22 protein-coding genes and 1 tRNA gene are annotated in these 24,591 nt (G+C 41.3%); 9 read left to right on the plus strand and 14 right to left on the minus strand.

Annotated features, from left to right (window positions below):
- The first annotated feature begins 33 nt into the window (after positions 1 to 33).
- The 3 genes from N5852_RS09110 to N5852_RS09120 all read left to right on the plus strand — a co-directional run bounded on the left by N5852_RS09110 (position 34) and on the right by N5852_RS09120 (position 2,449).
- Entirely contained in the window at positions 34 to 912 is an 879-nt protein-coding gene (locus N5852_RS09110; protein ID WP_262097489.1) for a LysR family transcriptional regulator, read from the plus strand.
- Between the two features lie 53 nt (positions 913 to 965).
- Complete coding sequence (locus tag N5852_RS09115; RefSeq protein WP_262097490.1) at positions 966 to 1,844, plus strand: ankyrin repeat domain-containing protein; 879 nt, start codon at positions 966 to 968, stop codon at positions 1,842 to 1,844.
- A 242-nt stretch (positions 1,845 to 2,086) separates the two neighbouring features.
- On the plus strand, positions 2,087 to 2,449 hold the full coding sequence (locus N5852_RS09120) for a hypothetical protein (RefSeq protein ID WP_262097491.1): 363 nt from the start codon (positions 2,087 to 2,089) through the stop codon (positions 2,447 to 2,449).
- 181 nt (positions 2,450 to 2,630) lie between these two features.
- Here N5852_RS09120 and N5852_RS09125 read toward each other — a convergent pair whose 3' ends face one another.
- The gene (locus N5852_RS09125; RefSeq protein ID WP_262097492.1) at positions 2,631 to 3,596 is read right to left on the minus strand and encodes a 1-phosphofructokinase family hexose kinase; all 966 of its coding nucleotides are present in this window, start codon (positions 3,594 to 3,596) and stop codon (positions 2,631 to 2,633) included.
- Positions 3,597 to 3,836: 240 nt separating this feature from the next.
- A complete protein-coding gene (rnd, locus tag N5852_RS09130) occupies positions 3,837 to 4,994 on the minus strand; it encodes a ribonuclease D (RefSeq protein ID WP_262097493.1) in 1,158 nt (385 codons plus the stop codon).
- Positions 4,995 to 5,151: 157 nt separating this feature from the next.
- Between rnd and aspS the strand changes: the two genes are divergently transcribed.
- Positions 5,152 to 6,939 (plus strand): aspartate--tRNA ligase, encoded by a 1,788-nt coding sequence (aspS, locus tag N5852_RS09135; protein WP_262097494.1) that lies wholly within the window; start codon positions 5,152 to 5,154, stop codon positions 6,937 to 6,939.
- Positions 6,940 to 6,999: 60 nt separating this feature from the next.
- Here aspS and N5852_RS09140 read toward each other — a convergent pair whose 3' ends face one another.
- Positions 7,000 to 8,310 (minus strand): DNA polymerase IV, encoded by a 1,311-nt coding sequence (locus N5852_RS09140; RefSeq protein WP_262097495.1) that lies wholly within the window; start codon positions 8,308 to 8,310, stop codon positions 7,000 to 7,002.
- Positions 8,310 to 8,597, minus strand: a complete 288-nt coding sequence (locus tag N5852_RS09145) for a DUF3572 domain-containing protein (protein WP_262097496.1) — start codon at positions 8,595 to 8,597, stop codon at positions 8,310 to 8,312. The genes N5852_RS09140 and N5852_RS09145 overlap by 1 nt, the downstream gene beginning before the upstream one ends.
- Positions 8,598 to 8,855: 258 nt before the next feature.
- Between N5852_RS09145 and N5852_RS09150 the strand changes: the two genes are divergently transcribed.
- From N5852_RS09150 to N5852_RS09165, 4 genes are all read left to right on the plus strand, one after another.
- Positions 8,856 to 9,221: a response regulator gene (locus N5852_RS09150; RefSeq protein ID WP_262097497.1), complete on the plus strand. Its 366-nt coding sequence runs from the start codon at positions 8,856 to 8,858 to the stop codon at positions 9,219 to 9,221.
- 482 nt (positions 9,222 to 9,703) lie between these two features.
- Complete coding sequence (dxs, locus tag N5852_RS09155) at positions 9,704 to 11,623, plus strand: 1-deoxy-D-xylulose-5-phosphate synthase (RefSeq protein ID WP_262097498.1); 1,920 nt, start codon at positions 9,704 to 9,706, stop codon at positions 11,621 to 11,623.
- A 6-nt stretch (positions 11,624 to 11,629) separates the two neighbouring features.
- Positions 11,630 to 12,415, plus strand: coding sequence for a TlyA family RNA methyltransferase (locus N5852_RS09160; protein WP_262097499.1), 786 nt, complete (start codon positions 11,630 to 11,632; stop codon positions 12,413 to 12,415).
- Positions 12,412 to 13,665, plus strand: coding sequence for a class I SAM-dependent RNA methyltransferase (locus N5852_RS09165; RefSeq protein ID WP_262097500.1), 1,254 nt, complete (start codon positions 12,412 to 12,414; stop codon positions 13,663 to 13,665). The genes N5852_RS09160 and N5852_RS09165 overlap by 4 nt, the downstream gene beginning before the upstream one ends.
- A gap of 113 nt (positions 13,666 to 13,778) precedes the next feature.
- Here the strand turns inward: N5852_RS09165 and N5852_RS09170 are convergent, their stop codons facing one another.
- From N5852_RS09170 to ilvA, 10 genes are all read right to left on the minus strand, one after another.
- Positions 13,779 to 14,729 (minus strand): HNH endonuclease, encoded by a 951-nt coding sequence (locus tag N5852_RS09170; protein WP_262097501.1) that lies wholly within the window; start codon positions 14,727 to 14,729, stop codon positions 13,779 to 13,781.
- A gap of 155 nt (positions 14,730 to 14,884) precedes the next feature.
- The gene (gene rplQ, locus N5852_RS09175; RefSeq protein WP_262097502.1) at positions 14,885 to 15,313 is read right to left on the minus strand and encodes a 50S ribosomal protein L17; all 429 of its coding nucleotides are present in this window, start codon (positions 15,311 to 15,313) and stop codon (positions 14,885 to 14,887) included.
- A gap of 24 nt (positions 15,314 to 15,337) precedes the next feature.
- A complete protein-coding gene (locus N5852_RS09180) occupies positions 15,338 to 16,351 on the minus strand; it encodes a DNA-directed RNA polymerase subunit alpha (RefSeq protein WP_182417111.1) in 1,014 nt (337 codons plus the stop codon).
- Positions 16,352 to 16,444: 93 nt separating this feature from the next.
- Positions 16,445 to 16,834, minus strand: a complete 390-nt coding sequence (gene rpsK / locus N5852_RS09185; protein WP_182417112.1) for a 30S ribosomal protein S11 — start codon at positions 16,832 to 16,834, stop codon at positions 16,445 to 16,447.
- A 143-nt stretch (positions 16,835 to 16,977) separates the two neighbouring features.
- Complete coding sequence (gene rpsM, locus N5852_RS09190) at positions 16,978 to 17,346, minus strand: 30S ribosomal protein S13 (protein WP_262097503.1); 369 nt, start codon at positions 17,344 to 17,346, stop codon at positions 16,978 to 16,980.
- Between the two features lie 178 nt (positions 17,347 to 17,524).
- Entirely contained in the window at positions 17,525 to 18,103 is a 579-nt protein-coding gene (locus tag N5852_RS09195) for an adenylate kinase (protein ID WP_262097504.1), read from the minus strand.
- Positions 18,100 to 19,434 carry a preprotein translocase subunit SecY gene (gene secY / locus N5852_RS09200; RefSeq protein ID WP_262097505.1) on the minus strand — a complete coding sequence of 445 codons (1,335 nt, stop codon included), beginning with the start codon at positions 19,432 to 19,434 and terminating at the stop codon, positions 18,100 to 18,102. Before secY ends, N5852_RS09195 begins: the two co-directional genes overlap by 4 nt.
- A 512-nt stretch (positions 19,435 to 19,946) precedes the next feature.
- A complete protein-coding gene (locus N5852_RS09205; RefSeq protein WP_262097506.1) occupies positions 19,947 to 21,491 on the minus strand; it encodes a DEAD/DEAH box helicase in 1,545 nt (514 codons plus the stop codon).
- 519 nt (positions 21,492 to 22,010) lie between these two features.
- Entirely contained in the window at positions 22,011 to 22,541 is a 531-nt protein-coding gene (locus N5852_RS09210) for a hypothetical protein (RefSeq protein WP_262097507.1), read from the minus strand.
- Positions 22,542 to 22,803: 262 nt separating this feature from the next.
- Positions 22,804 to 24,060: a threonine ammonia-lyase IlvA gene (ilvA, locus tag N5852_RS09215; protein ID WP_262097508.1), complete on the minus strand. Its 1,257-nt coding sequence runs from the start codon at positions 24,058 to 24,060 to the stop codon at positions 22,804 to 22,806.
- 378 nt (positions 24,061 to 24,438) lie between these two features.
- Here ilvA and N5852_RS09220 point away from each other — a divergent pair.
- A tRNA-Leu gene (locus N5852_RS09220) sits at positions 24,439 to 24,525 on the plus strand.
- Positions 24,526 to 24,591 lie beyond the last annotated feature (66 nt).

Consider the following 24,591-nt stretch of genomic DNA (forward strand, 5'->3'; position numbering starts at 1 on the left):
GATTTCATCAAAACTATTCGAAAATGGAATACTATGCATACACGATCGTTAAAAGCTTTGATTGAAGTGGTACGGCTCAACAGCTTTTCAGCTGCTGCCCTTGCCATGAATGCCACTCAATCAACCATCAGCAAGGCAATTAGTCAGCTTGAAACATTTTATGATGTGACCTTGCTTGAAAGAGGTAAAAACGGTGTTCGCCTTACGGCAATTGGTAAGCGTGTTTACCAACATGCACTGCGAATTTTAGCAGAAGAGGACGCTATTTTACGCGAGGTTGCAGACATGAAAGGCATGAAGCGCGGGCTATTACGCATTGGCCTGCCACCGATTGGCAGTTCGGTGTTATTTGCACCTGTTTTAGCACAATATACGGCGCAACACCCCAATATCGATATTGAAATCGTTGAGCATGGTGGCAAAAAATTGGAAGAAATGGTGCGCCATGGTGATTTAGAACTTGCGGCAACCTTGGTACCAACGACCAAAGGTTTTAATTACCAAGAAGTACGCAATGAGCCCTTGGTTGCCTTAATGTCGGATAGTGCCGCAGCCGGGCGCAAAAAAGCATCATTGGCAGAGCTTGCGGTTCATCCGTTTATTTTATTTGAAAGCCAGTTTGCCTTAACGCCAATTGTTTTAGATGCTTGCAAGGAAGTTGGAATTGCGCCTAAAATATCAGCCAAATCTAGCCAGATAGATTTTATTTTTGGGTTGGTTGCCGCTGATATGGGGGTTGGCTTTTTACCTAAAATGATTGCGGAAGCCCGTCCCTACCCTGGCATCCAACACATTGAGATTGAAGACCACCCAATTGCTTGGCATATGGTTATCCTATGGCGTGAAAATGCCCATCTATCAGATGCAGCAAATGCTTGGCTTCAATTATCAAAAAAATTCCACAATAATTAAACACAATTGCAGATAAACATGGATAAAGGTCTAATATTGTAAAGGTTTATTAAATGAAAAATAGACATCCAATATTAGAAACAATCCTATCAAGTGCTGCAATCATTTTATTGCTTATTGTGGGATATCAAACTTATTATGATATAACCTCGTTACCGACACCACAATCGGATCTTTTATTTAGTGATTTTGATCGCAATGCCTATCATTTGGCACAAAAAATTGAAAGACAGCGAGATATTAGTGAACGGGATTTAGCAAAACTTCCGCAGGGAGCGATAAATCAACGCTATGGCCAAGAAATAACCTTGCTTTTCCATGCCTTGTCGCAACGCAACGTGCAAGCAATTGATATGCTGATTGGTAATGGTGCTGATGTGACTATGGTCGATAGGCCATCAAAGCGTCATCCGATGAATTTTATGAATTATTTAGGAATGCCGGGTGGTGGCGATGATGAAGCTGAAGATTTAATATTCATCAATGAACTTATAAAAATCTATCTTAAACATGGTGGAGATCCCAATTATATACAAACAAACAGTAATAATACCCCACTGGTTTTAGATGTTGCTATTGCACAAAATTATAAATGCGTTGATATTCTTGTAAAAGCTGGCGCAAACATATGGCAAAAAGATGGGAGCCAAACTAATTTAGTTGATTGTTTGGCTATGGATCCATCAGGATATAATACATTATTGAGGTTTGTTGATCACGGGCTTCTAGATGATGTCAAAATGAGTAATATTATCGGTACTATCAATCATCTTTCAGGATATACTCAGCGCGGTGATGACCGTAGTATCAGAAATCGCAGCTTAGCGATGAGAATATTAAAACGCTATCCAAAATATCAAGATGATCAATTTACGAAAAGACTATTTGGTGGATCTATACCATGGGCTGAAATTAAAGCTTTAGCCGATTAATATGACCACGTGGAATTGGCAACTTTATTAATATAACGCAACCAGCACAACAGGCGTTTTAATTAGTAATTACGGCCAAAGAGTAAAGGGCATGGGGTGTTTAAACCAATCTTCTTTTAACTCAAACTGTTAGGAATTTATATAAACCTTTAGAAACTTGTCATCATAGTATTTCAGTACTAATAAGTTTAAATAACACTACTCATCATAGCTTTTATAACCCTATAAAATTGGAACTATAAATGACCAGTGAAGAATTTATCGATGCAATGAAAAAATATATAGAAACGGATAGCATTGAAATTGTTAAAGAAAATTTGCAATCACCACCAGGACGCTATCCATCTCAAAAAGATGTTATGATGTCTCAATTTTATAATTCATTGTCTGAAGAAGATAGAAGTAAAATTAATACAATAATAAAAGAAGCTGTTCAAACCACTTTTTTTGAAATATTTTGTGTCATTGATGGTGTTAAATTTATAGAGGATTCACCAGAAAAAGGTATATTTAAACTAATTTTTGAAAAAAATGGAAAACAATATTTATTAAATTCGTCAGATGATGAGTTTTTACATGACTTGTATAATACTGAACCAGATTAGCATTTAGAAAAATAGTTAGCGCGCAGGTTATCATAGGCAATTACACGAGCCATATTTGACGCGGCGCGCAATATTAAAGGATGCAACAGATCACCCTAAATTAAATGCACATTTCGATCTTGCTAATGTGAGTATTCTTAAAAAACTCATTAAATCCCACCATTACCTATCAATATAATGCCTATTCTGGATCAATTGGTAAAACGGAAAAAGCTCCATCGCTCGGAGTAAGATATTGAAAAAGCTCTTCGATGTTTTCAAGCTGGCAAAGGCCTGTGCCCTTTTCCATCACCGCGGCACTACCGCAAGCAACCCCTAAACGGAAGGCATCTTCGATTGATTGACCATGCGCCAGCGCATGCACCATACCACCAATAAAACTATCCCCTGCCCCAGATGCGCTGATGACTTTAACTGGAGGAGATGGCAAATAAAGGGTTTTATCATTCATTGCCAAAACTGCGCCTTGATGCCCAAGAGTAACAGCAATAATCTGGCTCTTTTTTTGGTATACAAGCTTATGGGCTGCTTCAGCTAAATCCGCAACAGTGCGAAACTCGCGTCCCATAGCATTTTCAAACTCTCCTTGACTTGGCTTAATAAGCGTCAGCCCTCCAAGATCAAGTACATGGCGCAAAGCAGGGCCAGATGTATCAATAACAATCTCACCGCCCCGTTGATGGGCAATAGCTATCATTTCATCATAAACATCCATTGGCACACCGCGCGGTAATGAACCACTAACAACAAGCCAGTGCCACGATGCAGATTTTACCGCTTCAACAACCGTCTTCCAGTCATCTTCAGTAAAAATAGGCCCTTCAGCGATGAAGCGATACTCCATACCAGTCGATGTTTCGTAAATCACATTATTGATACGTGTATTACTGGCGATTTCAATTATATGAGCATCTACACCACGTTTTTCTAACAGCTGATCTAAAACCCTGCCCATAACACCACCGCGTGCATAAAGAGCCTTTACGGAACCACCAAGCCGATGAATAACACGTGCCACATTAATACCGCCGCCGCCTGGATGGAAGCTTTCATCGCGGGTGCGTACTTTATGGGTTGGCTGAACACGATCAACTTCGCTTGCTGCATCAACCGTTGGGTTAAAAGTAACAGTTAAAACATTGGCCATAGATACAACCCCTAATTTCACACAATTAAAAATACTCTAAGTAAAACCAATGTTATTTAAATCGATTTAAAAAGCAATAAAATATTTCAAAAATTACTAAATTTTTAGCCATTTTGGTAAAACTTGAGTGTTTTACAAAACAAGCAAACTAGTTTAAATAAAAAGGTGAAATACCGCCACGCAAGGCTAACAAATAAGCCTGCTTCTTATATAAGATTTATATGGCGGTTTTATTGCACATTATTTAACCGTTTCAATAAGTTTAATACGATTATTTTCAAAACTGATGGCAAGAGAGCCTTCAAGCATTTGCAAAGCTTTTTTTCCAAACATTTCGTAGCGCCAACCCTGCATCGCACCTATTTTGGCGTCAATACCATCAACGACTATTTTTTCAATATCGTCACTGCTTGCAATAATCTTTGCAGCAACATTATTTTCCTCACTGATAATTTTTAATAAAAGCTTTAAAATATCAATGGCACTATTAGCACCTTCAGGTAAATTTTTGGGTGGCTTAACAATGGGTAATTGTTCTTTAGGCAAGGCCATCGCCTCTTTAATTGCGGCCAATAAATCATTAGCAAAATGCGAGCGATCAAAGCCTTTGGGCAATGCGCGCAACCGTGATAATGCATCTATAGTTTGCGGTTGCTGTATGGCTATTTCAACTAATGCGTCGTCTTTTACAATACGCCCACGTGGCAAATCGCGTTTTTGCGCCTCGTTTTCACGCCAAGCGGCAACTTTTTGCAAAACAGCAACTTCACGAGGTTTCTTGAAGCGCCCCTTGATCCTTGCCCATGCATTTTCGGGCAAATATTCATAAGTCTGCGGATTGGTTAAGATTTGCATTTCTTCATCTAACCAATTCGTGCGGCCACTCTTTTGCAACTGACGTATAAGGTTTAAATAAACATCGCGCAGATAAGTCACATCGGCCAATGCATATTTAAGCTGGCTTTCACTTAACGGCCGGCGGCTCCAATCGGTAAATCGCGACGACTTATCAAGATGTTTGCCTGTTGTTTTTTGCACAAGCTGATCATAAGAAATCGAGTCGCCAAAACCTAAAACCATCGCCACAACCTGTGTATCCAATATCGGCATCGGGATAAGTTTGCCAAGATGATAGATAATTTCAACATCTTGCCTCGCCGCATGAAAAACTTTCAAGACCTTTTGATTGGCCATCAACTCAAAAAATGCGGTTAGATCAATTTCTGTGGCTAGTGGATCAATCAGCACTTCTAAATCGGGTGAGGCCAATTGAATTAAACATAATTGCGGCCAAAAAGTCGATTCGCGTAAAAATTCTGTGTCAACGGTCACAAAGTCAGACTTGCTCAAGGCGGCAATGGCGGTTTCAAGGTCTTTTGTTGTTGTAATTGAGTGCATAATTGCCCCCTTTATCTCTTTTCTTTAAATCTGTCTTGCACCATTGCGCTAAATTTTGCATCAATCAATCTGTTAGGCTTGACAAATCAAGGGTAAAATGTGCTTTTGCCCAATAGATTTACATATTTTTTGAATTTTTAGCAGAAAGCAGTTAAAAATGCATCGTTATCGCACCCATAATTGTGCAGCTTTGCGCAAATCCGATGTTGGTTCTACCGTTCGCCTCTCTGGCTGGGTTAATCGCGTTCGTGACCATGGTGGAATTCTATTTATAGATATTAGAGACCATTATGGTTTAACACAAATTGTCGCCAATCCTGATTCTTCAGCCTTTAAAATGGCAGAAACCTTACGCGGCGAATGGGTAATTCGCGTTGATGGCGAAGTTAAAGCCAGATCAGAAGACACTATCAATAGCCAGCTTCCCACCGGTGAAGTAGAAATTTTTGCCGAGGAAATTGAAGTCCTTTCCAAAGCAGATGAACTTCCTTTACCTGTATTTGGTGAGCCAGACTATCCTGAAGATATTCGTTTAAAATACCGCTTTTTGGATTTGCGCCGCGAAACATTGCACAAAAATATTATGCGCCGTCTTGATATTATTAAATCAATGCGCCGTCATATGCATGATATCGGCTTTTCAGAATTTTCAACACCAATTTTAACCGCGTCCTCACCTGAAGGTGCGCGTGACTTCTTGGTACCAAGCCGTATCCATGAAGGCAAATTCTATGCCCTGCCACAAGCTCCGCAGCAATATAAGCAGCTTTTGATGGTTTCTGGCTTTGATCGCTATTTCCAGATCGCACCATGCTTCCGCGATGAAGATCCACGTGCTGACCGACTACCAGGTGAATTTTACCAGCTCGACCTTGAAATGAGCTTCGTTGAACAAGAAGATATTCTTTCAACAATGGAACCTGTCATCCGCGATATATTCAAGGAATTTTCTGACGGCAAGCCGGTAACAGACCTATTTCCACGTATCGCTTATGATGAAGCAATGCGCAAATATGGTAGTGATAAGCCAGATTTGCGTAACCCAATTGTTATGGAAGAAATTTCAGATCATTTCCGTGATTCGGGCTTTAAGGTATTTGCGAATATTCTTGCTAATGATGATAAGGCAGAAGTTTGGGCCATTCCTGCTAAAACCGGTGGTAGCCGCGCATTTTGTGACCGCATGAATAGTTGGGCGCAAAAAGAAGGCCAACCTGGCCTTGGCTATATTTTCTGGCGTAAAGAAGGTGAAGTGCTGGAAGGCGCTGGCCCGCTTGCAAAAAATATTGGACCTGAACGCACTGAGGCTATCCGCTTACAGCTTGGACTTGATGATGGTGATGCTTGCTTCTTTGTTGCTGGCGATCCTAAAAAGTTTGTGTCTTTTGCAGGCGCAGCCCGTACCCGTGCAGGTGAAGACCTTGGTCTTGTTGACCATAATCGTTTTGAACTTGCTTGGATTGTTGATTTCCCATTCTACGAATGGAATGAAGATGAAAAGCGCATCGAATTTTCCCATAATCCATTTTCTATGCCACAAGGCGGTATGGATGCATTAGAAAACCAAGATCCACTTACTATTAAAGCATTCCAATATGATATGGTTTGCAACGGTTATGAAATTGCCTCTGGTGGTATTCGTAACCACATTCCAGATACAATGGTTAAAGCTTTTGAAATTGCCGGCCTATCACGTGAAATAGTTGAAGAGCGTTTTGGTGGTCTTTATAGCGCATTCCATTATGGTGCACCGCCCCATGGTGGCATGGGTGCTGGCGTTGATCGTATTGTTATGTTGCTCACAGGTGCACAAAACTTACGTGAAATTTCACTCTTCCCAATGAACCAACAAGCATTTGATTTGTTGATGGGTGCGCCTTCTAATGTATCGCCAGCGCAAATGCGTGACCTACATATTAGATTAGCGCCAACAACAAAGGCGTAGCATATAACAACATAAAGGCCGGTTTTACCGGCCTTTTTATTTTAAACATTTGTTTTAAATTTACTTTTTGGATGATTTTATTGGATTTTTGCCAAAGGTAAATCCGGTTTCCACTACTTTTGATCCAAATTTATCACGCAATTTATCTATGGCTGTTTCAGCCGCCGCTCGTTTTGTCGCCTGTTCATCAACTAAATCAATCGGATCGGCTTGTTCATCATCACTTAATTGCTGAACGCCAATGCCAAGCAGGCGAAAAGAACTGCCGTCTAACTCACGATCCAATAAGTCGACCCCAACACGAAAAATGCGATCTGCAATTTGCGTTGGATCACTTAAATGACGATTGCGCGTACGTAATTTAAAATCCTTGGTTTTCAACTTTAAAACTACGGTTTGGCCAGCAATATCACCTTTTTTCAAACGCTGTGAAACCAGCTCACTTAAATGGCGTAAAACCGCAATAAGGTCTTCGCGTTTTGATAAATCTTTTTCAAAAGTTCGCTCGGCTGACACGCTTTTCATGTCACTTTCCGGCTCAACACGGCGGTCATCTACCCCACGTGAAAGCCGAAATAAGCGTTGCCCCATCACGCCATAACGGCGCATAAGCTCAACCTCTTCTATTTCTTGCAATTGCCCAATCTTGAATATGCCATCATTATTAAGTTTTGCTGCCATCATTTTGCCAACGCCCCAAATCATTTTTATCTCTTGCGAGGCTAAAAAGGACAAAGCTTCTTTTTGCCCAACAATCGAAAAACCGCGAGGTTTATCAAGATCGGAGGCAACTTTGGCTAAATATTTACAATAAGAAAGGCCGATAGAAACACTAATGCCAATTTCATTTTCAACTCGCTCGGCAAAACGTGCCAGAGTAAAGGCAGGCGGTGCCTTATGCAATTTCTCAGTGCCATGCAAATCCAAAAACGCTTCATCAATGGAAAGTGGTTCAACCAATGGCGTAAGTTCTAGCATCATTTGGCGAATTTCTTTACCTACTTTTGCATATTTTGCCATATCAGGAAAAATAACCACTGCTTGTGGACATGCTTCTAATGCTTTAAACATCGGCATGGCCGAGCGCACGCCATAAATGCGCGCAATATAACAGCATGTGGATACTACGCCGCGTGTGCCGCCACCAATAATCACTGGCTTATCGCGCAATTCAGGCCTATCACGCTTTTCAACAGAGGCATAAAAAGCATCACAATCAATATGCGCGATCGAAAGGCTATAAAGCTCATCATGAGCGATAATGCGCGGGCTGCCACATTTCACACATCGCTTTCGTTTATCGCGCTGAATAGTGAGGCAATCTCGGCAAAACCCAAAAATTGGCGTTGAAAAATCGCTTTCTTTTTCCATTAAAACTCAATCGGTGAGCCGCCTGGCAGTGCAGCAAATGCCTCTGCAACACGCTCTGGCTGAATATTGGAGTTTTGGCAAAACATCATCAAACTGGGCTCATGATTAAGCAAAAAACTCAAAACACCAGCTAAAAAACCAGGACTGCTCGCGGCTTGCCTAATATCTTGCCCGGCAATGCCACTTATTGCCATAAAGCGATCCAATAATTCTTGATCACCAGCCAAAAAACCAAGGGCAGTGATGGCAATTGTTTCAGCCTGTTCTTGATTGACACTATGTTTCATTAACCCATTGACCTCATTATGTTTGTTTATCCGCACAAAAGCGAGCCATAGGCACGAATATAATTATTTATGCCTATGGATGTGCAAAACCTTACCATTTCCTTATAACAATTAATATGCTAGTTAGTATTATGTAGTTTTGCAGCACATTGTTGTAAAGCATAGCAAAAAATAATCATTCATCACAGTAGCTTTAAATTTTTGTAATTTTGCAAATTGCTGTAAAAAGACAAAAATTAAAGCAGGAAGACTTAAACCATGGCCAAAACAGTTTTAATTGTTGAAGATAATGAACTCAATATGAAGCTTTTTCGCGATCTTGTTGAAGCAACTGGTTATCAAACAGTAACAACACGCAATGGTTTAACGGTTCTTGAGTTGGCACGCGAACACCAACCAGACCTCATTTTAATGGATATTCAATTACCAGAAATTTCAGGCCTTGATGTGACGCGCCAATTAAAAGCCGATGCAGACCTTGCTTCTATTCCAGTGATCGCGGTCACAGCCTTTGCTATGAAAGGCGATGAAGAGCGAATAAGAGAAGGTGGCTGTGAAGAATATATGTCCAAGCCAATATCAGTACCGCAATTTATTGAGACCATTAAACGCTTTCTCGGTTAAGAATACTATGAGACTTGGTTGCTAGCTCGCCCGATGACAGCCATCATCCCAAATGGCTTTAAACTGTAAATATTCATATAAATCACAATTTAGATAGCAGTTTCATTTACAAAAAGGTTTAGCCTTACCAATTGCAGTTTAGCCTTTTTTACCCGAGCATAGTCAAAAAAGGCAATGGCTTGCGCTCGTTATGCTTTTATTTTTTTAAATTAAAATAAACTTTATATTGTCATTGAAAAAAAACTATTTTTTAGCATATTATGAGAGCAAGGTGGCTTCTTATAAGAGCAATTTTATTTTGCTCAAGTGCTTACATTATCCACACTATGAGCGTATTTTTAAAAAGCCATCATGAGTGATGGAGCAAAATCCCTTAGGATATTAAAATAAATTATATCATTTTTTTGCAATTTACGTTATGGCAACTATTTTAGAAAAATAGAAGTATTGTAAATACTAAGTTGCAGCCACGGAGTTTTATATTGTCCCGCACCAAGACACCGCTATTAGATCAGGTCCATTTTCCGGCGGATATGCGCAATATGCCGGAAGCAGACTTACCGCAACTTGCAGAAGAGTTGCGTAGCGAAACGATTGATGCGGTTTCAGTAACCGGCGGCCACCTAGGTGCTGGACTTGGTGTGGTAGAGCTAACCGTTGCTTTACATTATGTTTTTGATACACCCCACGACCGTATTATTTGGGACGTAGGACACCAAGCTTATCCGCATAAAATTCTAACCGGACGGCGCGATACCATCCGAACATTACGCCAAGAAAATGGTCTTTCGGGTTTTACCAAACGTAGCGAAAGCGATTATGATGCTTTTGGCGCAGGGCATTCTTCTACATCAATTTCAGCAGGGCTTGGCATGGCTGTTGCCGCTGAACTTAATGATGAAAAGCGCAATGTTATCGCCGTTATTGGTGACGGCTCAATGTCTGCTGGCATGGCCTATGAAGCAATGAATAATGCTGGCGCGATGGATGCCCGCCTTATTATCATTTTAAACGATAATGATATGTCAATTGCGCCATCGACAGGGTCAATGAGCGCTTATCTTGCACGCCTTGTTTCTAATCCCGGTTTTAGAACTTTACGTGAGCGTGCCAAAGAACTTACCAAAAAACTACCCAAATTCTTTTGGGATAGAATGCGCCGCTCTGAAGGTTATGCGCGCGGCATGTTGACCGGCGGCACATTATTTGAAGAGCTGGGTCTTTATTATGTTGGCCCGATTGACGGCCATAATCTAGACCATCTATTACCAGTGCTAAAAAATGTTCGGGAAAATCCCTTTGGCCCTGTTCTTATTCATGTGGTTACCAAAAAAGGCAAAGGCTATCCACCAGCAGAGGCTGCAAGCGACAAATATCACGGCGTTAATAAATTTGATGTTATCACTGGTAAGCAAGCAAAGGCACCAAGCAATACGCCAAGCTATACCAAGGTTTTTTCATCAAGCCTCATTGAAGAAGCCCGTCATGATGATAAAATTGTTGCCATTACTGCCGCCATGCCGGGCGGTACGGGGCTTGACCAATTCGGACTTGAATTTCCAAAGCGCATCTTTGATGTAGGCATTGCCGAGCAACATGCTGTAACTTTTGCAGCTGGCCTTGCGGCTGAAGGCTTCAAGCCATTTACCGCCATTTATTCAACCTTTTTACAACGTGGCTATGACCAAATTGTCCATGATGTGTCAATACAAAACTTGCCTGTTCGTTTTGCCATTGATCGCGCAGGCTTTGTTGGTGCAGATGGTGCAACCCATGCAGGTAGCTTTGACACAGGATTTTTAACAGCCCTACCTGGTTTTGTGGTTATGGCTCCCTCAGACAATCTAGAACTGATGCATATGGTGCGCACAGCTGCTGCCTATGACCAAGGGCCGATTTCTTTCCGCTATCCTCGTGGTGAAGGTGCCGGTCTTGAATTGCCGCAACGCGGTGAAATCATTGAAATTGGCAAAGGCAGAATTATACGTGAAGGCACAAAAATAGCGCTTTTGTCCTTTGGAACGCGCCTTGGTGAAGCTTTACTTGCCGCCGATGAGTTAGCCGCTGCAGGTCTTTCGACCACCGTTGCCGATGCACGCTTTGCAAAACCGCTAGACGAAGACTTAATCGCACGCCTTGCTAAAGAGCATGAAGTTTTAATAACTATTGAAGAAGGCGCAATGAACGGCTTTGGCGCACAAGTACTACAACTCTTGGCGCAAAAGGGCTTACTTGAGCATGGTTTAAAAATTCGCACACTGACACTACCTGACAGCTACCTTGCCCATGGTAATCAAGATAAAGTACTTGCACGTATTGGCCTTGGTCATGACGGTATTGTTGAAGCCGTATTTAATGCACTTGGACGAGATCTCGCCAAGCAGCCACAAATTAGGGCTTAAAGTAAAGTGCCCAAAAAGGATGATCAAAAGCCTGATCAAATTGGTGTTAATTCGCGGCTAAGACTTGACCAATTATTAGTTGAACGTGATATTTTTTCAACGCGGTCGAGAGCACGCGATGCAATTGAACGAGGCACTGTTAAAGTAGGCAATACGGTAATAACCAAAGCTGGCGCTTTAACACCTTACGACGCGAATATTGAAGTTGACGATCCTGCCAAGGCTTATGTGTCACGCGCCGCCCTAAAGTTGATTGGTGCGCTTGATCATTTTAAAATTGATGTAAAAAATAGTCATTGCATAGATGTTGGATCTTCCACTGGTGGCTTTAGCCAAGTACTTTTGGAGCGTGGTGCAAGCCATGTAACCGCTATTGATGTGGGGCATGGACAATTTCACCCATCTTTGCAAGATGATCCCCGAATTACCTTGCATGAAGGTTTGAATGCCCGTAATTTGCAAAAAATACATCTTGGCGGTGAAAGACTCGATCTTGTCGTTTCAGATGTTAGTTTTATATCTCTAACCCTCGCACTGCCACCTGCACTGGAACTTGCCAATAACAATGCCAAAGCAATATTGCTGCTAAAGCCACAATTCGAAGTTGGGCGTGAATCCATTGGCAAAGGCGGTCTGGTTAAAGACAAAAAAGCGGTAGAACGCGTTAAGGCCGCGCTTTTTGAGTGGTTAGATAATTTACCGCAATGGCGCGCTATTGATCTTATTGCCTCGCCCATTGAAGGGGGAGATGGTAATCAGGAATTCTTACTTTATGGAGTGAAAGACAAGTGACGAAAGATGTTATAATAACTGCCGTTGGAGCTGGTGGCGATGGTATTGCCAAAGGTTCATCGGGCAATATTTACGTCCCTTTCACCCTGCCAGGCGAAAAGGCAAATGTTGCAACCGAGGGTGATAAAGGCACGCTCATTGCGCTGACAAGCAAATCCAATGAGCGTATCGAGCCAACTTGTGTCTATTTTGAAGATTGCGGTGGTTGCTCGTTGCAACATTGGAACCGTGAAAATTATGAAGCGTGGAAACGTGACCTTGTTGTTCATGCCTTAGAAGCGCGTGGTTTGAAGACTGAAGTTGCACCACTCATTTCCTGCGAACCACAAACAAGGCGTCGTATCGTCTTAACTGCTAAAGCTACTCCAAAAGGGTTGGTTCTTGGTTTTAACCGCTACCAAAGTAACGAGATTGTTGAAATTCATGAATGTCCTGTCACCGTTGAGGCCATAACATCACGCTTTGATGATATTCATGCCATAGCGGCGGTTTTGCAAGATAATGCCCGTAGTTTTCATGTGACGGTGACAGCTGCCAATAACGGCCTTGATATTATGATTTCTGGTGTTGAAAATATCGAAGATCGCCACCGCCAGCGTCTCACAACTCTTGCTATCAAATTAAACATCGCAAGAATTGCCATTGACGATGAAATCATCATTGAAGTTGCAAAGCCCTTAATTGATTTTGATGGCGTTGAAGTTATCCTGCCACCAGGTGGTTTTTTACAAGCTACCAAGGAAGCAGAAATCGCAATGACAGGCATTGCAGTTAACTGGCTAAAAAAGACGAAAAATGCAGTAGATCTGTTTTCAGGATCTGGCACATTTACTTTCCCAATGGCCAAAAAAATGAACGTAAAAGCTGTTGAGAATACTTCTGCAGCTTTACAAGCCTTGGATCGCGCTAGCCGTTACGCAACGGGGTTAAAGACAGTGGCCCACGAAGAACGCGATTTGTTCCGCCGGCCATTAAACACCAAGGAACTTGTACAGTTTGATGGTCTTGTTTTTGATCCACCACGCGCCGGTGCTGAAGAACAAGCAAAAGAAATAGCCAACGCTATTATTAGCCGCGTAGTTGCTGTTTCCTGCAATCCTGTAACATTAGCACGTGATTTATCAATCCTAGTTAAAGGCGGCTATAAGCTTGAAAAAGTGATACCAGTTGACCAGTTTTTATGGTCACCCCATGTGGAGGCTGTCGCGCTTTTAAGTAAAAGAAATCCAAAACCTGGCTGGAAGCTATAAAAGATCCATTTAAACTAAAAAGCCATGCAATTAGCATGGCTTTTTAGCATTATAATGCCGAATTTCTGACACATCATTTCAAATTCATCAAAAAAGAAACCAAATATTTCAATTCAAGTGCGTAATTTTATATGTTCTATACGATGACAAGTCGGACAAAGCAGTGCAAAATCATTTATACTGGTAAGGCGTACGCCTTCCGCCAATGGATCCTTATGATGAATATCAAAAAAACTGCGCTTGGAAACTTTCAGTATTTTAGATAAATTACTAGGATCAAAGCCGCAACAATCACATTGAAAACTATTTTCTTTTTCTCGTTGTCTCAAAAAATCAGCAAGTAATAAACGCGAACGTTTTCTAATCATAGTTAAGCGTTCACCACTATGCCCTTCCAAAGCAAGCAACGCTAAATCACGATCAATCATTTGATGTAAATGCTTAGCAACCTTCATCGGTTCTGTAGCTCTATCGTCGATGTCTTTGGCTATCATCTGCCAAATATCAGTACTGCATGACTGCATATTAAGAGTCAACTCACCCAATGGCTTCCTTACTTCATCGTCGATAAGCCGCAATGATTTAGATGCATGTTGGAATAAGCGCCGATAAATATCAGTTCCCAAAATATCTTCTGCCAAAGGTTTGCCGACAATCTCATAACTTTCTACTACCCTAAAAGCCACCGACCACCGGTATTTTTTTCCTTCTTTAGACCAGATATTTTGCAGCGCCCGATATTCCTTACGACTTAAGATATTTGAAAGCTTTTCAGCAACAGGATTTAGTTTGTGGACGGCAATAAAACGCCCTGCATTGCATTTATGAAACATACGTGCGTGCAGATATTGACGTTCATCTAAAAATTTACGGTTTGGATTGCGAAATTTCTTCGTTACATATTCAATGATATAACCATTAGAAACAAGTTTATTAATATAGTTTTCGCATTTATTACGCGATTCAAGCGTATCTTTTGCAGGCGTAAACCCAATCCAACTTTTCCTACATAACCAATCTGTTTTTGCAACCGTAACCGGTGCTGATAAATCTTTAATTTTCATGGAGTACCCCGCATAAACTTCTTATATAAAATTAGGGCGCGAGTAAAACGGTAAAAATTTAACTAGTCAATATCAATTCAAAAAACCCGAAAAAAGCAAAAAGCCCGCTATAAAACCATAGCGGGCTTTTTAATATTATACGAACTTAAATTAGATTAAGCAGCGTTTGCTTCTTCTTTTGCAGCAGCTTCAGTGCGAGCACGGTCAGCTGCGCCTTTTGCGTTAACATCGCGTTCAACAAACTCGATTACAGCTAAAGGTGCATTATCACCAGCACGGAAACCGGCTTTCATAATACGCAAATAGCCGCCATTACGAGTAGCATAACGAGGTGCAAGCGTATCAAACAACTTAGCAACAAGTTTAGCATCGCGAATAGCTGAAATGGCTTGACGACGAGCGTGTAAACCGCCGCGCTTACCTAAAGTTACTAGCTTTTCTACGATTGGACGAATTTCTTTAGCTTTAGGCAGCGTAGTCACGATCTGCTCGTGTTCGATTAACGATGCCGCCATATTGGCGAACATTGCTTTACGATGACTTGCAGTCCGGTTCAGCTTGCGGCCTGAATTACCATGGCGCATGAGCTTTCTCCTTCAATTAATGGCTCAATATTGATCTTCATAGCGCTTTGCAAGATCATCGATATTCTCTGGCGGCCAAGCTGGTATTTCCATACCAAGATGTAGACCCATGCCAGCGAGAACTTCTTTAATCTCGTTAAGCGATTTACGGCCAAAATTCGGGGTCCGCAACATTTCGGATTCCGTCTTTTGGATGAGGTCGCCAATATAAACGATATTATCGTTTTTAAGGCAATTGGCTGAACGAACAGAAAGCTCCAGCTCGTCCACTTTCTTAAGAAGTGCAGGATTGAATGCAAGTTCAGAAACTTGCTCTTGCGGAGCTTCTTTTTGTGGCTCTTCAAAGTTAACAAAAACAGAAAGCTGGTCTTGCAAAATACGAGCTGCAAAAGCAACTGCATCTTCACCACTAACTGCACCATTGGTTTCAATGGTTAAAGTCAACTTATCATAATCAAGAACTTGTCCTTCACGGGTATTTTCTACCTTGTAGGATACTTTGCGAACCGGTGAGAAAAGGCTATCAACTGGAATAAGACCAATTGGTGCATCTTCAGCGCGATTACGATCGGAAGGCACATAGCCTTTACCATTATTAACGGTAAATTCCATGCGGATTTCCGCACCTTCATCAAGTGTACAAATAACAAGATCAGGATTGAGAATTTCACTATCGCCAACAGTTTGAATATCACCAGCGGTGACAACACCTGGTCCTTCTTTACGAACAACCATGCGCTTTGGACCATCTCCATCCATACGGATAGCAATTTCCTTAATATTCAAAATAATATCTGTCACATCTTCGCGAACACCTGGGATTGATGAGAATTCATGAAGAACACCATCGATCTGAACAGCAGTAACTGCTGCACCACGAAGAGATGAAAGAAGAACGCGTCTTAGCGCGTTACCGATAGTCAAACCAAAACCACGTTCAAGAGGCTCAGCTACCAAAGTTGCTTTTGTAAAAGAAGCATCACTTTGAAACTCAACTTTACTCGGCTTGATTAATTCCTGCCAGTTTTTTTGGATCATGATTAAATTCCTGTCCTTAGCTTTTGTCACCATCCATTCGTGACAATGAGCATGAACGCTAAAGGGGCCCCTTTAGCTAATAAAACAGCCAAATTAAACGCGGCGCTTTTTACGTGGACGACAGCCATTATGTGGAATTGGCGTCACATCGCGAATAGAAGTAATCACAAAACCAGCAGCTTGCAACGCACGAAGTGCAGATTCACGGCCAGAACCTGGACCGCAAACTTCAACTTCTAACGAGCGCATGCCATGCTCTTGAGCTTTTTTCGCACAATCTTCTGCGGCAACCTGTGCTGCAAATGGAGTGGATTTACGTGAACCCTTGAACCCCTGCGCACCGGCTGAAGACCATGCAATTGCATTGCCTTGAGCATCGGTAATTGTAATCATTGTGTTGTTGAATGTTGAATTAACATGCGCAACACCTGATGAAATATTTTTACGTTCGCGCCGGCGAACACGTGTGGCTTCCTTTGCCATATTCTACCTTTCAATCGATCTCTACACTGCCGTAACTTCAGCAGCTCCACCCATTCCTATTTTTGACTTATCAACTTAATAAGCCGTAAGAAAGGGACAGCAAATCTTAAAATAGACAACCAGATTTATCTGGTTAACTATGATTATTTCTTTTTACCAGCAATTGCCTTTGCAGGGCCCTTACGAGTACGTGCATTAGTATGTGTGCGTTGACCGCGAACAGGTAATGAACGACGATGACGAAGACCGCGATAGCAACCAAGATCCATCAAACGCTTGATGTTCATGGAAACTTCACGACGAAGATCACCTTCAACCTGATAGTCACGATCGATAGCTTCGCGAATTTGCAAAACTTCAGCATCAGTAAGCTGATTAACACGACGCTCAGCAGGAATACCTACTTTTTCGCAGATCTCTTGAGCAAATTTTGGTCCAATCCCGTGAATATACTGAAGCGCAATTACTACACGCTTATTAGTCGGGATGTTGACGCCAGCAATACGAGCCACGCCTTTTCTCCTTGGTTCTGGTTAACAACTGCAAATACCGCATATATTTACAGTGAAAAATAGCCCTTAACAGAAATCCATCAGGGCTACAACATTTTTTAAAAATGAATTCGCTGTCTTAATCTTATTTTAACGAAAAAGTCAAGCGAATTCATATATAACCGAAATAATACCTATCTTATTGTAATAGGCTTTGAATTTCGGCTGTTACGGCATGAACTTGCGCCATACCATCAACCTCTTTTAACTGGCCGTTTTGTCGATAAAAATCCGACAATGGTGCAGTTTTCTCGCGATACTCGACCAAACGCTTTGCAAATGTCTCCGGATTATCATCCGAACGAACACTTCCGCCAGCTGCTTGCGTTTCCTTGATCCGACTCTCGAGTCGACTGATCAAGGCATCCTCATCAACTTTTAACTCGATTACAGCATCAAGACCGGTATTCCTAGCCTTCAAGATTTCTTCAAGAGCAGTGGCTTGCGCTGTAGTACGAGGATAACCATCAAGAATAAACCCGTTTACGCAATCGGCTTCGCTAATTCTGTCAGCAACGATTTGATTAACTATCTCATCAGAAACGAATTGACCAGCAGCCATAACTTCCTTAGCGCGCTTACCAACTTCGGTTTCCGCAGCAACTGCTGCTCGCAGCATATCGCCAGTTGACAATTGCGGGATATTATATTTCTCAGTCAAAATCTTAGCCTGAGTCCCTTTACCGGCACCGGGTGGTCCTAATAAAATAAGTTTCATCGTGTCTTCTTACCTCCCCTAAGTTTTGACTTCTTAATCAAGCCTTCATATTGATGAGCAACAAGATGGCCTTGAACCTGCGAAATCGTATCAAGCGTTACCGTTACGATAATTAGGAGGGATGTACCACCAAGTTGCATTCCAATTCCTGTTGATGAAATAAAGAACTCAGGCAACATGCAGACACCAACAATATAAACCGCACCAAGAACAGTAATACGCGTCAATACATAATCAATATATTCAGCAGTTCGTTCTCCTGGACGGTAACCAGGGATAAATCCGCCATGCTTCTTTAGCTGATCTGCTGTTTCCTTAGGATTAAATACAATTGCCGTATAGAAAAAACAAAAGAAGACCATCAGAGCTGCATAAAGCGTCATAAATACAGGATGACCATGCTGTAACATCGTCATAATTGGCTGCGCCCAACCTGGAGTTTTTTCAGCAAAGGCGCCTATGGTGGTTGGCAGCAACAAAAGCGATGATGCAAAAATTGGCGGAATAACACCAGCAGTATTAATTTTCAACGGCAGGTTTGAAGTGTCACCTTCAAACATGCGATTACCAACTTGGCGCTTTGGATAACGTACCAAAAGCCGGCGTTGCGCGCGCTCAACAAATACGACAACTGCAATAAGCACGACGACAAGAATTATAACAGCGAAAACGACAAATGTTGAAAGGCTACCTTGGGCCCGTGCCTGCAACATTTGCCAAACGGCTTGCGGCAAGGTCGCAACGATACCAACATAAATGATAAGCGATATACCGTTACCCACACCACGCGAAGTGATCTGCTCACCGAGCCACATCATAAACATAGTACCGCCGACAAGCGTAATAACAGCAGACAAGCGGAAAGCCCAACCTGGATCAGCGACAATACCGTTACCGCTCTCAAGACCAACCGCGATACCATAAGCTTGTACAATAGCTAACAACACAGTACCGTAACGGGTATATTGGCTAATAATTTTGCGACCAGATTCACCTTCCTTCTTCAATGCCTCAAGAGAAGGAATAACGGCTGTCATCAACTGAATAATGATGGAAGCTGAAATATAAGGCATGATGCCCAGCGCAAAAATAGCCATACGGCTAACTGCACCACCCGAAAACATATTGAACAAGCCAGCAATACCTGTAGCATGACCGGCAAATGCCTTATTTAAAGCGTCGATATTAATACCTGGCATAGGAATATAGGTGCCTAGGCGGTAAACCAATAGAGCCGCCAATGTAAACCATATACGCTGTTTTAATTCACTCGCGCGCGAAAATGCTGAAAAATTCAGATTTGACGCCAATTGTTCTGCGGCTGAAGCCATATATTTTCTCCGGTCTGTCGCCAATCGGGTATAACCCGGAACTGACACTGTATAAAAACAGTAACCAATTCAAATTCAGAATCAGTTGCCAATAGCAACCAACTACAATCATAAGTTATATTTTAAGAGCATTTTTATTAAAAAAAAGCCCTAACTATCTATTTCTATTTATTAATTACAGATAATTATAGATACCTGTAAGTGCTTCACTATTAATATACCGCGTAAAATAACAGGCAATCAACATAAAACGCACAATAAGTTCCGCAACGATACACATTAATGCAGCTTGCTCAAGCACTTTTTATGCAATTTAGCATAATATTTACTCAACGGTCTTATTAAGGTCTTATTAAGCGAAAAAGGCATAACTAATCGCGGCTTTTATACATCTAGCTTTAGTAAAAATATTTTTGCATTAGAAAAATAAAGGCCCATTCAAATGATGGGCCTTCAATAAAGTTTTATAAAAAAAATTCTGGCATGAATTGAATTCACGCCAGAAGAATTAATTAAGCAGCATAAGATTCCCGATTGGGGCGACGTGAGCCGCGACCACCTTGAAAGCCGCTCTTTTTCTTTGCTGAACCATTGGCATTTGGGCCACGTCCATTACCATTACCGCCCTTAGACTTTTTACCATCAAATGCCTTACGCTCACCATAGGATGAACGCTCTTGGCGTTCACCATCTGAAGAAGCCTCACTACGGTTACGGCCATGAAACGGCTTATCATTACGTCCACCTGAACGACCGCCTCTGCCGTTTACATCTTCACCGCCGCGCTTGCGCTCAGCACGACCTTTAGCAAAACGTGACGTATTTGGCTTACCCTTGCCATTGCGACCACGCGATGAACGCTCATCTTCTTCTGGTGGCAATTCAACCGGCACCGGCTTACGCTTCATCACTTCATCGCTCAAAGGCTCAACCGCAAATTTTTTGCGCGTTACACGCTGTACACCGCGCAAACGAACAGTTTCGGTTTCTGCGTCAAATAAGGTAATAGCCTCACCCGATGCACCATTACGACCAGTACGACCAATGCGATGCACATAGCTTTCAGCTTCATCAGGCAAGTCATAATTGATAACATGACTAATACCTGGCACATCAATACCGCGCGCAACAATATCGGTTGCAACAAGAACCCGTAAAGTACCATTACGGAAACCATTCAATGCTTTTTGACGCGCATTTTGGGTTTTATTACCATGAATAACGCCAGATAAAACACCCGCGCGATCAAGATCACGCTTAATGGCATCCGCACCGTGCTTGGTGCGAGAAAACACAATAACAGAACGCAATGCATCATCAGCTAAAAGACCTAAAAGACCATCTTTTTTATTGCGGCGATGAACACCATAAACAATCTGATTAATATCAGCAGCTGTCGTGCCTTGTGGCGCAGTTTCAACTCTAACCGGATCATTAAGCAAACTTGCAGCTAATGCACTAATTTCTTTCGGCATAGTTGCAGAGAACAATGCAGTTTGGCGATCCTTACGCAATAAGGATGCAATTTTTCGCACATCATTGATAAAGCCCATATCAAGCATGCGATCTGCTTCATCAAGCACCAAATATTGGGTTTGTGATAGATCAATTTCCTTATCGCGAACGAGATCCATCAAGCGACCTGGGGTCGCAATCAAAATATCAACGCCAGGACCAACCCGTTTGATCTGCTTCAAGCGAGACACACCACCCAACACAAGACCTAATGCCAAATGCATGTCTTTCGTCATTGCGCTAATAGCATCGAGAATCTGCTGTGCAAGTTCACGGGTTGGCGCAAGAATAAGCGCACGTGCACTTTTGGGGCGGCGCTTATCACCCTTTTTAATGATTTGAGCAATAATCGGCAAACTGAAAGCCAAAGTCTTACCAGAACCAGTCTGAGCGATACCCAATAGATCTTTTCCATCAAGCATAACAGGCAAGGCTTCTTCTTGAATAGGCTTTGGCGATACCATACCGGCACGGTCTAAATTTTTAAGCAATAGCTCAGGCAATCCGAAATCAGCGAAGCCGGATGAATTAGAATTTGTCAATTTAAAATACTTTCTTAAGTTCAAATATCTTGGGACAGTCTATGTTTCATTTATGTTTAAAACATTCCGTGCCTTCTTCAAAACATGAAGACCGCGTGTCCCTAAATGTATAAAACAATGTTAAAAACCCAAATATACAGCTAATAACTGCTTGCAATGGGCACAGCCTAAAAGGCTGTTAAATTCCGTTGGATTTTATGTCATCGGAAAATACAAAGTGAGTAAATTATATACCGCACTTAACTTAATGTAATATCAGTTTTAAATGATAAAAGGTAAAAAACAGTCCAGCTTTTCAACTTGTGAAAATGAACCTTTAATTACTCATTGCTCTATAAGCCTATTTCATCAAGAAAGCAATATGTTTTAGCTATTTAATTTCTCATTCTAGTGACAATGAGAATGTTAATAACACTTTACTTTTTAATTATGAGATAATCTGTCGGCATAATAATTAAACAAAAAAATAGGGGCAGCAAACCAATCTCCCCCTATTACGTTTCCTATAATCTAACATAGCTACTTAGCAATAGCCTTACCAACTGGAACACTCACATTTTGAAATGAAGGATAAATTTCTAAAAAAACCGGATTTTGTACGGTTTTTTGACCACCTAAAACAATATGCCATTTTGTATTATCAAAAATAGCCAAGGTTTGAGACTCCACAATCGCGTCTTTCGTTTCAAAACGCGTTGGTATTAGCGCATAAAATGTACCATCCGAAGTTTCTTTATATTCAATTTTTTCACCATCAAGCTGGTAGCCATTTTCAACAATATTGCTAAATTGCTGCGTAACTTGTTTTTTAAAATCCTCACGCAAAACAATTTCAGTTGTGTACATTTTAATAGCCATTTCTTTATAAAGGCGACTAGGCATTGAATTAACAAGGACTGAAAAATCCTTCTTTGCAACAGCGTCATTGATATTTTTTACTAATAAAACCAATTCGCGTTGCTCAAGACCGCTAGGCTGACGAGCGTTTGCGTTAACGGCCATAGCTATAACCATAAAAAAGCCAATGATAATGCTTGCAATTTTCGTCATAATTATTCTTCCAATCCCCATTATATTGAACTAAAATTTTGCAGCCAATTGCTATATTTGCAAATTAGCCATTCATCTTATTTCAACGACATTTCATCCAAAACAATCAAATACTCACAAAATTTCCTATAACCACGATAATCGATTAAGGGAAACACACAACCAGATTCTCATGATAGCTTCACAATAAAATTGTGATAATTTATTATAGTGCGAGTTGATACTAATTCATTTAATCTTGGATAACCAAAGGCTGTCTAAATCAAATAACAAAATCAAATAAAACCGGATCAAGCGTTACATCATTATAGGCCCAACCAGATTCATCAAATTTTTTATTAAGCAAAACAAAATTTTCTTTATGCTTAGTTTCGATAGCAATCAAAACCGAACCAAAATTACGCGCCGATTTCTTCAAATACTCAAAACGCGCCACATCATCTTCAGGTCCCAATAAATCAAGAAAGGCACGCAATGCACCAGGGCGTTGCGGAAAGCGGAAAATATAGTATTTCTTTAGGCCTTCAAACCGCAATGCGCGCTCTTTAACGTCTGGCAAACGCTCAAAGTCAAAATTCCCCCCTGATACAACCACAACAATACGCTTACCGCGAATTTCATTGGCTCCCATATCCTTTAGTGCGTCAATAGCCAAAGCACCTGCTGGTTCAACCACAATACCTTCTATATTAAGCATTTCAATCATAGTAGCGCATAGGCGATTCTCTGGAATACGGATAACATCGCGCGGCGCAAAGCGCTTTAAAATATCAAAATTCATACCACCGATAAGCGCAACAGCGGCACCGTCAACAAATGTATCCATTTTATCAAGCTTAACACGCTCGCCGGCCTGCAAAGTCTTAAACAAGCTCGAAGCACCTTCAGGTTCAGCAAAACGCATAGCCGTGCTCCACCCAATATCTTTTACAAAGGTTGAAACACCGCTAGCCAGCCCACCACCACCAACGGGAACTATAATCAAATCAGGCGCTGTCTCATGGGGCCACTGCTGGGAAAGTTCATAACCAACTGTCGCCTGCCCAGCTATAATGCGCATATCGTCGAAAGGTGGCGCCATCACACCACCGCCATTGGCCACAAAATCTTGCGCGGCAGCATAGCACTGATCAAAAGTATCACCTATGAGCCGAATCTCAACAAATTCACGACCAAAGACGCGTGTTTTATCTATTTTTTGCTGTGGTGTTGTCACTGGCATAAAAATAACAGCTTTGCGGCTAAAATACTGGCAAACAAACGCCAGCCCTTGCGCATGATTACCAGCAGATGCGCAAACAAACGCCTGATCAGGCGCAACTTTATCCAGCATAGAAGAAACAAAATTAAAAGCACCGCGAATCTTATAGGAACGCACTGGCGTCAAATCTTCACGCTTTAAATAAATCTCTGCGCCATAACGCTCCGACAAAAATTCATTTTTTTGCAATGGAGTTTCGGGAAACAATCCACGTAATGATTGAGCTGCGCGCTTAACATCTTCCAAAAAAGCGGTCATATTATTGTCCTTATTATTTTAACAGCAAGAAAACCTGACTATTACCCCCTACTATAACAAAAGCCAGTTGGAAACCTTTTGTCGTAATTGTGATGAGATATGCACCGGCGAATATAGATTTACAATCAAAATTGACTAAAACCATATTTATCTTGACCAAAAATCGCATTTCATCACGATATCAAACAATATTCTAGATTTTTTAAAAAAATCCATGCTCATTCAATTTTAACAAAAAGAAACAGACACAAATCAACCAATTGTTTTTAATGTGTTTTTTTTACCATTTTAATAAGTTATCCCAGATTTGAAAAAAAAATTGTAAAATTTGAAATTTTTGCTTCACATTGTCGAATTGTTTGCATATAAGAACCTTGCGCGGACGTGGCGGAATTGGTAGACGCAAGGGACTTAAAATCCCTCGATCCAACGATCGTGCGGGTTCGATTCCCGCCGTCCGCACCACACAAAAATCATAACATTTTGATTTTATTGTTGTTTTAATTTTTTAAATTTTCCTATCTTGATATT

It is taken from the genome of Bartonella sp. HY328, assembly GCF_025449335.1.
Lineage (GTDB): Bacteria > Pseudomonadota > Alphaproteobacteria > Rhizobiales > Rhizobiaceae > HY038.

What these genes read in the sequence shown, in the direction of transcription:
- N5852_RS09150 (WP_262097497.1), top strand. Translation starts at nt 8,856, where the DNA reads ATGGCCAAAACAGTTTTAATTGTTGAAGATAATGAACTCAATATGAAG.
- N5852_RS09170 (WP_262097501.1), bottom strand. Translation starts at nt 14,729, where the DNA reads ATGAAAATTAAAGATTTATCAGCACCGGTTACGGTTGCAAAAACAGAT.
- rnd (WP_262097493.1), bottom strand. Translation starts at nt 4,994, where the DNA reads ATGCACTCAATTACAACAACAAAAGACCTTGAAACCGCCATTGCCGCC.
- N5852_RS09125 (WP_262097492.1), bottom strand. Translation starts at nt 3,596, where the DNA reads ATGGCCAATGTTTTAACTGTTACTTTTAACCCAACGGTTGATGCAGCA.
- ilvA (WP_262097508.1), bottom strand. Translation starts at nt 24,060, where the DNA reads ATGACCGCTTTTTTGGAAGATGTTAAGCGCGCAGCTCAATCATTACGT.
- N5852_RS09145 (WP_262097496.1), bottom strand. Translation starts at nt 8,597, where the DNA reads ATGAAACATAGTGTCAATCAAGAACAGGCTGAAACAATTGCCATCACT.
- rplQ (WP_262097502.1), bottom strand. Translation starts at nt 15,313, where the DNA reads ATGCGCCATGGTAATTCAGGCCGCAAGCTGAACCGGACTGCAAGTCAT.
- aspS (WP_262097494.1), top strand. Translation starts at nt 5,152, where the DNA reads ATGCATCGTTATCGCACCCATAATTGTGCAGCTTTGCGCAAATCCGAT.
- N5852_RS09140 (WP_262097495.1), bottom strand. Translation starts at nt 8,310, where the DNA reads ATGGAAAAAGAAAGCGATTTTTCAACGCCAATTTTTGGGTTTTGCCGA.
- N5852_RS09180 (WP_182417111.1), bottom strand. Translation starts at nt 16,351, where the DNA reads ATGATCCAAAAAAACTGGCAGGAATTAATCAAGCCGAGTAAAGTTGAG.
- N5852_RS09195 (WP_262097504.1), bottom strand. Translation starts at nt 18,103, where the DNA reads ATGAAACTTATTTTATTAGGACCACCCGGTGCCGGTAAAGGGACTCAG.
- rpsK (WP_182417112.1), bottom strand. Translation starts at nt 16,834, where the DNA reads ATGGCAAAGGAAGCCACACGTGTTCGCCGGCGCGAACGTAAAAATATT.
- N5852_RS09115 (WP_262097490.1), top strand. Translation starts at nt 966, where the DNA reads ATGAAAAATAGACATCCAATATTAGAAACAATCCTATCAAGTGCTGCA.
- secY (WP_262097505.1), bottom strand. Translation starts at nt 19,434, where the DNA reads ATGGCTTCAGCCGCAGAACAATTGGCGTCAAATCTGAATTTTTCAGCA.
- N5852_RS09120 (WP_262097491.1), top strand. Translation starts at nt 2,087, where the DNA reads ATGACCAGTGAAGAATTTATCGATGCAATGAAAAAATATATAGAAACG.
- N5852_RS09210 (WP_262097507.1), bottom strand. Translation starts at nt 22,541, where the DNA reads ATGACGAAAATTGCAAGCATTATCATTGGCTTTTTTATGGTTATAGCT.
- N5852_RS09110 (WP_262097489.1), top strand. Translation starts at nt 34, where the DNA reads ATGCATACACGATCGTTAAAAGCTTTGATTGAAGTGGTACGGCTCAAC.